Origin of the sequence: Pontimonas sp., assembly GCF_031581085.1 — a bacterium.
GTDB lineage: Bacteria > Actinomycetota > Actinomycetes > Actinomycetales > Microbacteriaceae > Pontimonas.
Map to the genome: position 1 here is coordinate 1 of NZ_JAVLBO010000036.1, position 8405 is coordinate 8405.

The 8405-nt window shown below is 56.6% G+C and carries 5 protein-coding genes; 1 reads left to right on the plus strand and 4 read right to left on the minus strand.

Features of this window, described 5'->3' with window-relative positions; all coding sequences use genetic code 11:
- Positions 1 to 103 precede the first annotated feature (103 nt).
- Positions 104 to 376 carry a hypothetical protein gene (locus tag RI518_RS07400; protein WP_310689749.1) on the plus strand — a complete coding sequence of 91 codons (273 nt, stop codon included), beginning with the start codon at positions 104 to 106 and terminating at the stop codon, positions 374 to 376.
- 53 nt (positions 377 to 429) lie between these two features.
- On the opposite strand, the gene RI518_RS07405 is transcribed toward RI518_RS07400, so the two are convergent.
- The 4 genes from RI518_RS07405 to RI518_RS07420 all read right to left on the minus strand — a co-directional run.
- The gene (locus tag RI518_RS07405; RefSeq protein ID WP_310689750.1) at positions 430 to 1275 is read right to left on the minus strand and encodes a trypsin-like peptidase domain-containing protein; all 846 of its coding nucleotides are present in this window, start codon (positions 1273 to 1275) and stop codon (positions 430 to 432) included.
- A gap of 11 nt (positions 1276 to 1286) precedes the next feature.
- Positions 1287 to 3806 carry a hypothetical protein gene (locus RI518_RS07410; protein ID WP_310689751.1) on the minus strand — a complete coding sequence of 840 codons (2520 nt, stop codon included), beginning with the start codon at positions 3804 to 3806 and terminating at the stop codon, positions 1287 to 1289.
- A complete protein-coding gene (locus RI518_RS07415) occupies positions 3806 to 5428 on the minus strand; it encodes a hypothetical protein (protein ID WP_310689752.1) in 1623 nt (540 codons plus the stop codon). Before RI518_RS07415 ends, RI518_RS07410 begins: the two co-directional genes overlap by 1 nt.
- Before the next feature lie 70 nt (positions 5429 to 5498).
- The coding region (locus RI518_RS07420; RefSeq protein ID WP_310689753.1) for a tubulin-like doman-containing protein at positions 5499 to 8405 on the minus strand (2907 nt) is incomplete at its 5' end.

Here is an 8405-nt window from a genome sequence, read left to right on the forward strand (position 1 = left end):
GGTAGCGTCGGCTGCCGTCTGCCCAAATTGCGGAACCGCTGTCGCGAACAGAAATGTTTCGTCTGCCCCCACTGCAGGCCGGAAGGAAAAGAGTTCGGCGGTTTTGCTCGCGGTTTTCCTCGGGTTCTGGACGTGGCTCTACACCTACCGCGACAACGCGGCAAAGTTTTGGACCGTCCTCGGGGTTCAAACTTTTTATTTTCTCATTTGGTTCGTCGTTGCCATCGCGGAGTTTAACGACCCGTTCACTGATGGCTCCGCCGCAGCGGGTGCGACCGTGGTCGGATGGTTCATTAGCTTGGGGTTTTGGTTGTGGGCAGTTCTCGACGTGTCGACCAAGCCCCGCGACTACTACGAAAACTACGGCTCTCGCTGAGCCGTGTTGGACCCTATGTCGGGTTCCAGCACCGCGACTACTTGGCTATTACGTTAAGAGCAGGCGATGAGTTGTTCGCAGAGCAATTGGATGCGATAGGAAAAACCGATTCCTTCAGCACGAGGGGTCGAACCCTGTTCGAAGATTTTCTGGGTGTTCACCCCGATGACACCGCCTTGTTCGTTCAAGAGAGGCCCACCGGAATTCCCCTGGAAGATCCGAGCGTCAATTTGGTAAACCTGTCCCTCGATATTAGAGATGATGCCTTGGGTGATTGTGCCCCGGGTGCCCAATGGAGAGCCAATGGCGAATACGGTGTCGCCAATTCTCGCCTCTCGCGCCGGCAACAGCGGTTCAAGGGGCGCGTTGGAAGTCAGTAGTGCGAGGTCGTTCGAGGGGTCAACCCCTTGGATTGTCGCCGGAAATTGATCCTCAGAGGCGGTCATTATGTAGACGTCTGTGCCGGCAGTGAAACATGTCTCGATGACGTGGTAATTCGTCACCAGAAAAGGTGCATTCCGGGTATTGGCGTTAGGGACATAGGAAAAGCCCGTGCCCTCGAAGTATTCGCCTCCAAAACCTTCGCATTGAATGGTGAAGACCGAGGGGCCGGCTTGCTGATAGACCTCACCGGCTGACATCGGTTCGCTTGTGGTGGGTTCATTAGGTGACGGAGTTAGCTCTTCTGGTTGCTCCATGCCCTGGCCTTCTGATGCGGTGGGCTCTGGTGGTTCAGGGTCGGGGGTTTCCACGGGTGCCAGCAAAGCGCCGAAGAGGAACAAATTAAGCAGGACCGACACACCCAAACCTGCGGAGAGGGCGACGAGTGCGGTGGGCTTTCGCCGGGGAGCTATGGTGACGACCGGGAGATCGGGGGGCGGAGGAGGAAATTGTGTCATGGGCTGTCGTTCTAGATTCCCACGTTCACGCACAGCGACGTCGAATCCGTCGACGCGGGACAGGTCGGATCATGACATTCGGGGCATATTGCCGCGGCTTTGGTTTCTCGACTGCTCAGCCTGCGCTGTTCGGAGACTCCCTCGCGAGGTTCGGAATTGAGTAGACGCAGATCGGTGGGTTCAAGAGGTTGAGACACATCCATTCGAGCGATGATTTCGACGGGGCGAGCCGTGTCGTCCGATACGGGGACGATTTCCGATACAGCGCTTGCCTCGCTTGGGAGAGCTTTTCGCAAACGCTCCGGGATGAGAATGAAGGTGGACGGGTCTTCACCGGACTTGTTCATTTTCCCCTTTGAGCTCAAGCCGAGGATGCTCAGGGGCGGCTTGATGATTTCTTCTGTGCCGAGCGATTCTTTAAGGAAGCTATCCCAATCCTCGGAGCGTTGCGTTCGAGATCCAGTGTTGCCATCGAAATCAATAGTCTCGAGTGGGTCGCGGATCATCTGGCTCACCGACGGACGAGCAGCGGAGAGAGCAACAGATTGGGTTTGCTGAATGAGTACCTTCAAGCGCTGCCTTGCGACTTCAACCAGGTGAGGATTGCGCTCACTGTGCTCTTCAACGGTTTCGTCATCCCGACCTGCGCTCGCGTCGAGGTAACCCCGCAACACATTTCGGGTGTTATTCGTCTGATGGGGCAGGTCACGGTCGAGAGTCTCAACATTAAACTTGGACACTCCGATTCCCAGGTCTAGGGCGATGTGGTTAATGAGGTCGTCAAACGCTTCGGCTCGCCACCCTTGGACCAGGAGCTTGGTCGAAATGATTCGTTCAAGCTCAGCTGATTTGGCGCCCGCTTGGTCGTCGACCTGAGCCACCCGCAAGGAAAATGGGAAGTCTTCGAAGTCGGACTCGACACGGCGTTTTTCTTCCCACGCGGGATCGACAGCCCACGGTCGGTACAGCGCGTGGGCAAGGATTTCGAGCCAGTCGGCCGTCTGTTGGTAGAGAAGACTCAGACGGTTCACTTCTTGACGCGTTTCGACGTAGCCGGAAATCACGGCGCGAAGGCGCGCCAACTGACTTTCCACCCCTCGGCGGTACTGGGACCAGCCCTGGTAGTAAATGGTCAGCGCAATCAGGATCCAAGTAAGGATGACCGCCGCGATCACTCCGAGGATTAACCACAAGTACTCTTCGATGAAGGGGATGAGGTTGTTTCGGATGGGCTCTTCGAGGGTCGGCATCGCCAAGATGACCAGGCCAAGGAAGAACGCCAGCAGAATCCAACGCACAATGACAACGTTTTGGATCCTGTCCTTTCCAAGAGCGCGTCTGATGAGCAGCACGAGCGTGACGACTGCACCCACGACCAGAAAGATGATGGGTGCGGAGAGACGCGGGTCGTAGAAGGTCTCTAGCGCATCCAATTTTGGAATCCGGAACAGAATGGGCAGCAAAATCACGAGGGCACCGAGCAGAATAGCGACCAGCGTAGGTCGACCGATGAGCTTATGAAATTGCTTGCGTAGCTCGACAAGTCGACCGGCTTCGAATTCTTCGACATTTCGTGCCGAGTTTTCGTAAGCGCGAAGGTCGGCTTCGGCTTTGGCGAGTTGCTGGTCCATTCGTTGCTGTACTCGCCACTGGTAGCTCCGGTCGTATTGGGATACCCATTTATTGAGGTCATTGAGCTGCGACTCTCGCTGCCCCATCTGGTCCTTTAGGGTCTGGGCGACGTGTTCCTGGGCCGTCACGTATTCTTGCCATTGGTCACGGGATTTCTCAAACGCGGACAGCTCCTCGGTCGCCGCCTCGATGGACAGCCCAGTCTGCTGTTCTTCGGACTCATCCGCGCTCACTTGTGCTTCAGCCGCCGCGGTGACCGGGGCTTGATTCTGCAGTGGTTTACCGACAGCGGTCGATCCTCCCAGCCATCGGCGAAAACGATCGATTGCGCTGTCAGGCACTTGAAGTTGGCGCTGTGGTGTCGCAAATTGTGTGGTGTCGGCGATCGCCTCTTGTCGCTCGGAAGCTTCAGGTGCTTCCTCGTTCAGCGCTGTGGACGCTTCAGCATCAAGTGAGGCGTCGCCGGAACTGGAGTCAACAGATGCTGTGATGCGCGAATCGTCCTCGGTGGCTTCCACTGGCTCCGACACCGCCCCCGGGGAAGTGTCGGATGGCGACTGCTCCGCCAACTCCTCAGTACGGGAAGCGTCATCAGTAGCTTGGGCAGCGCCATCAGAGTCCGCCTCCTGCTCTGGGAGGCTCTCAGTGTGCTTGTCAGCGCTCTCATCAGCGCTCTCATCAGCACTTTCATCAGCACTTTCATCAGTGCCGTTACCCGAGCCCCCGTCGGGGCCAGCGTCGTTGGCCTGAGAAGTTTTGGAGGTCTTCTTTTGGGGAGAACCTGCAGAGGCTGCGGGTTGATCGACTGCCTCGTCCCCATCATCGACCGACTGCACCGACTCTGTTTCAGCGTCAACCGCGCCGGTATCCTGCAATTTGTTGGATTTTTTCGCCGCCATCAGGCACCGGCCTTCTGTTGCTCGGGAGCTTTGACCGAGTCATTTTCCGGTGGTTGTAGTCCTAAAAAATCTCGCAGCTCGTGAATTCTATTGTCGATGGTCTCGAGAGTCTCCTGACCATCGACAATTTTCCGCAGTTCGCCCTCTAGCTCGCCTTGAAGAGCGACAATGTCTTCAGAAAGCCGCTTCATAATGGTGGCAGTGCTGCTTGTCGTCGACCAGTCCTCACCGGTTTCCTCTGCCCAAGAGTCGTCGGTGTTCAGCACCTTGTGCACAGCTGCTGGATCGGCGAAAAGGTCGGAGACCCGATAGAAAATGGGCCATCCATTTTCCCCGTGCGCAAAACCAAATTTTTCTAGGTTCGATCCGTCAAGCATCCCGAAGACTAAGGAGCGAATGTCCTCCCAGAGTGCGGGGGTGGAGCGCACATCACTGGGTGTGACCGGGGAAACAAGAGCCAGATCTGCCCTTTCCTTCTCTTCGGCGATGCGCTTACGGTTTTCCATGATGACCCTGTCTCGGACATCGAGATGTTCTTCGGGCACATGAACGGATGCGTAGCCGGAGTCCTCTCCGCCGTGAAGGACCGTATTGAGGAATGTGGCAAATTTGACCCGTGAGCCGCGAACCATGTGTCGAGGTATCGACGTAATTTTGTCCCAGGCGAAGGTGAAAAACGATCCGCCCTGGGCGGCAAGCGATTGTTCGACCGCCCGGACCCGCTCCGCTTCTGGCGAGGGCTGGTATGAGAGTTTGTTGTCATCGAACCCAAACGTGAGGTTCACCATCGTCTCAACGAAGCTATCCCGCTCGCTGTCAGAGATTTGATAGGTACCCTCAACGGGTAATTCTGTGGAGAAATCAACCGCTCCGGCCGCAGGGTCGGCTACTTTACGAAGGACGCGTGCTGAAGCTCTCTGGGCGAGTCCCTCAGTCAGTATTGCGCTCACGAAGGAACGGGAGAGATAGAGCTGGGATCCGGTGGTTCCAGAGGGATTAAGCAGCTCATAGAGCCCGACAGGAAGACCCGACCAGAGGGCCCCAATGGCGGCCACGTGCATCATCGTAAATGAGGCGAATTGTCGGGATGATTCGTCGTGGCGGACAAAGGCGTCTCCCGCTAGGGGTGCTGATCGGTCTTCAGCCGACGCAATGAAGTTGGCGTGAAAGGACGAATTGATGAGGCGAGATCCTTGAAGGCTTTCGTATTCGGTGGGGGCCGTCACGAGATTTAGCCGGAGCAAGGTCGTGTATTTCTCTCGATCGTGTCCGGTAGAAACCGGCAGAGGCAGAGCAAGTGAAATGTATTGGTCGAGCACATCAACCAGGTGCTGTTGAGCTTCGTCAAATTCGAGGCTCTCGCTTACCGACCGGACCACAAGAAGTCGCACCGTGAGAAGTTGTTGGCGCGCAAGTTGCTCGAAGAGATCGATTTCAACTTCGATTGGCTCGCCGTTATGGGATTCTCCGAGGACAAGGGCTTTTTGCCGCGGAGGTGTCGTAGAACCTGACTCTAAGAACTCCGGGCGCACCCAGATCGCTTCGGTCAGAAGTTCCATCTCGGTCCACTGTTTTGCCACCGCTAGCAACTGGTCGCCGGATGTTCCGCTGGGGAGCAGCACAATTGTGAGCCCAGATTCTCCCCACTGCGTGTCGACCATTTTTTACTCCGCGTCTCGTGTGATAGCCGGTTTAGGCGTATTCGTCATCGTCGTCGTGCTCCTCCATGGAAGGAATCGTGTGCACGATGAGTTTCAAACCGTCTCGGATTTGCTCACGTATTTGCCAACTGACCGGGTACGTGCGAACGTCACCGTGCTTATCCTGGCGACCCAAATAGTCTTCAAAGTCGGCGAGTTGCGATTCGAAATACGCCATGCAAGCCTTCTTTCGCTCGGCGGCACTGTCCTCTTTCCTCCCCGCCCAGTTCTCTCTCGGAGTGGGAGCATCGGCATCACGCGTGATTCCTTTTTTGATCCACGTCCGCAGTGCTCCGTCGTTTGATTCCATGTCTCCCATTTGGCGGAGGGTCTGGTAGGGCAGGAGCGGATCGAGTGAGCTCTGGGAATAAGAATTGACTAACGCGACGGTCAATGACTCCATCACGATTCCGAGGTAATCGGGGGTGGGGGCGATTCCGGGGAAAAACAGGGGATACGGAAAGTCCACCCACTTTTTCCCCCCATCGACCCACATACTCAAACGTGGCCCTTTTTGCTCAAACGACGGGTCTTGGTGGTCCTTTTGAGCCTTGATCAACCCAAAAAGCTTGCTCACGTACCAGCCCACTAACATTTGCCGCCAGATATCGGGCGAGGCGGGAATGCTCTCTTCGAGGGGGCGTCCTCGACGCCACTGGATAAAGTTCCCTCGTCCGTCTTTGGTGGCCGAACTCGTGAGCCACTCCTGGGCGATTGGTTGCATGAGCGATTCCATGGCCATCGGCTGAACAGGAACGCTGGTGACCGAAAACACATCGATTTGTCTGACGTTTGCTGCGCCCGAGCGGCCGACGAAGAACTCTTCGAAGCTTGGCCGCCACTCGTGATATTTGATCAGGACATTTTTTAGAGGCTCAAATAAGTCGTCCGTGGTCGCCACGGGAATTGCGCTGAAGAGCACGTCATCCTCAGAGGCATCTAGGCCCTTCTGGGGTGGGTGGATTGAGACGAGCATCTTCTGGTTCCGGCTCACCAATGGGGCGGCACTGGCGACGGCAGCATCAAACTCTTTGACAAATTTTGACTGGCGCTCCGCGTGCTCTGAACGATCGGAGTCGTCGCTCAGCCACTCTGAGAGGGTTTGATCGAGGAATGCGCTGAAGGTCCGCCCCGGAATGCCGAGCCATAGCTTCGCGCGGTCCACATACTGAGTGTGGTCTGTCAAGAAACCAAATTTTGCGGCCTGGAATGCACCCTCCCGGCTTTGATACTGACGCTCCTGCGGAACCCAGATTTGATCGAGGTCGATAATCGTCCAACGCTGATCTGGTCGTAAACCCTCGAGCGCGTCGATCCCGTAGTCGCCCATGATGATTTCATCGAGAACCACACGCTTGGCATCGCGCTTTGAGTCACCGACGGTTTGGCCGATGAGTCGGTCAAATTCCGCCGGGTATCGCTGCACATCGATGAGGACTCGCTCGTTGGGCGCGGGGAAGAATCTTTTGGGCGCGGCGGAATCTTGTTCATCGGGCCAGCCGCTGTAGGGGTTGGACCGCCCATCGGGAAGTTTTTGATCGTTCACTGCTTCCCGTAAAGCGTTTGCGGACCCGGCTAAGGTTTGGCGAAGCGGTTCGAGGAAGTTTCGAACAAAATCTTCCAGTATTTCGGCGGCGACTTCCCGCAGGTCTGCCTCTGCCCGCCTAATCAGAGCGAGTTGCGCCTGATGGATGCCCTGGGCCACTGCTGGGTTGTTGGGAGGCACGTTGGCCATATTGCTTGCGGCCTGCATTGATTGGGTGATCAACGTTTTGAGGCTTTCCGCTTCCGCCAGATACTGTCGCTTCTCTTGCTCGAGATCAGTCAGTGACTGGAGGGAGTGTTGAACTGCCCGGTTGATGAGTTCGACGGTGACCGGCATTCCTTGCCGAGAAATTGTTTGTGCTGTGAGGCCGAGTATTTTGCCGGGCATTTCATCAACCCAGTCGCGGACTTTTGCCAGCAGCACGCCGCGATGATCCGAGAGTAACGACGGGATGTTGACTTCGTAGCCGTTGTGGATGCGCTCGACCCATGCGGAGTATGGGTGGCCTCCTTTGGGCATGCCTCCACGCGCGTTTTGTTCGATGGCTGCTTTCATTCGCGCCTGGAGCTCATTGGTGTCTGGCCGTAGTGCGCCAAGCAGTTGGTTATTTTCGTGAGTTTGTTGGTCCAGGCCGCTGTCGGAGAGGAAGGCGCCGAAGGCAAGATCAGCATTGTCTTGGCGCCATTGCTCTTCGGTCTTTTGGGCGAGGAGCTGGTCTTGCTCGACATGTTTGAAAAGGAGGGCTTTGAGGGCAGATTTGGCGAGCCGCTCCGCGGAATACTCGAAAAAGCGCTCCAGGCCGAGCGACACACGACCAAACCCCATGGAGGAGAAGGGCGCCGGTTCAGGGCTGTCGCCTCCGGTCTTTCTCAGGCCAGTGTTGTCGGGCAGAGTGGGAGCTTTGGCACTGTAGTTCGTCACGGTGTACGCCGAGAGTTTGTCCTGAACTTTGTTGTCGCTCATCCAGGTGGCGATACTGCTGGATACGGCAAGGTACACGTCGTTTTGCTCACCGAAGCTCACCTGCCCGTTGCTGGCTCCCACAATGTAGGGGTAAGCCGGCCCGATTCGGTACTTGGGTGAAGCAGAGGGAATCAGGCCGTGACCTTGGTAAAGCGCGGCTGACGCGCCGGAGAGTTTTCGATTCCAACTGCCGGACATTGTTTCCGAAATGGCCCCGAGAGCGTTTGCGGGAATTTCCCGGCGACCCAATTTGTCAAACACATCGGGTGCGTAGAGCAGGGCAAACATGTCTTCTGTCCAGGGCTCGTTATTGCCAGCAGACTTAATTGCCTCGGCCACGTCCATGAACTGGCCGGCCCCGGAACCTCCCGCGATCGACGACACGAGCAC

Excerpts from the sequence above, each read along its gene's own strand:
- RI518_RS07405 (WP_310689750.1), bottom strand. The coding sequence starts at position 1,275 with ATGACACAATTTCCTCCTCCGCCCCCCGATCTCCCGGTCGTCACCATA.
- RI518_RS07410 (WP_310689751.1), bottom strand. The coding sequence starts at position 3,806 with ATGGCGGCGAAAAAATCCAACAAATTGCAGGATACCGGCGCGGTTGAC.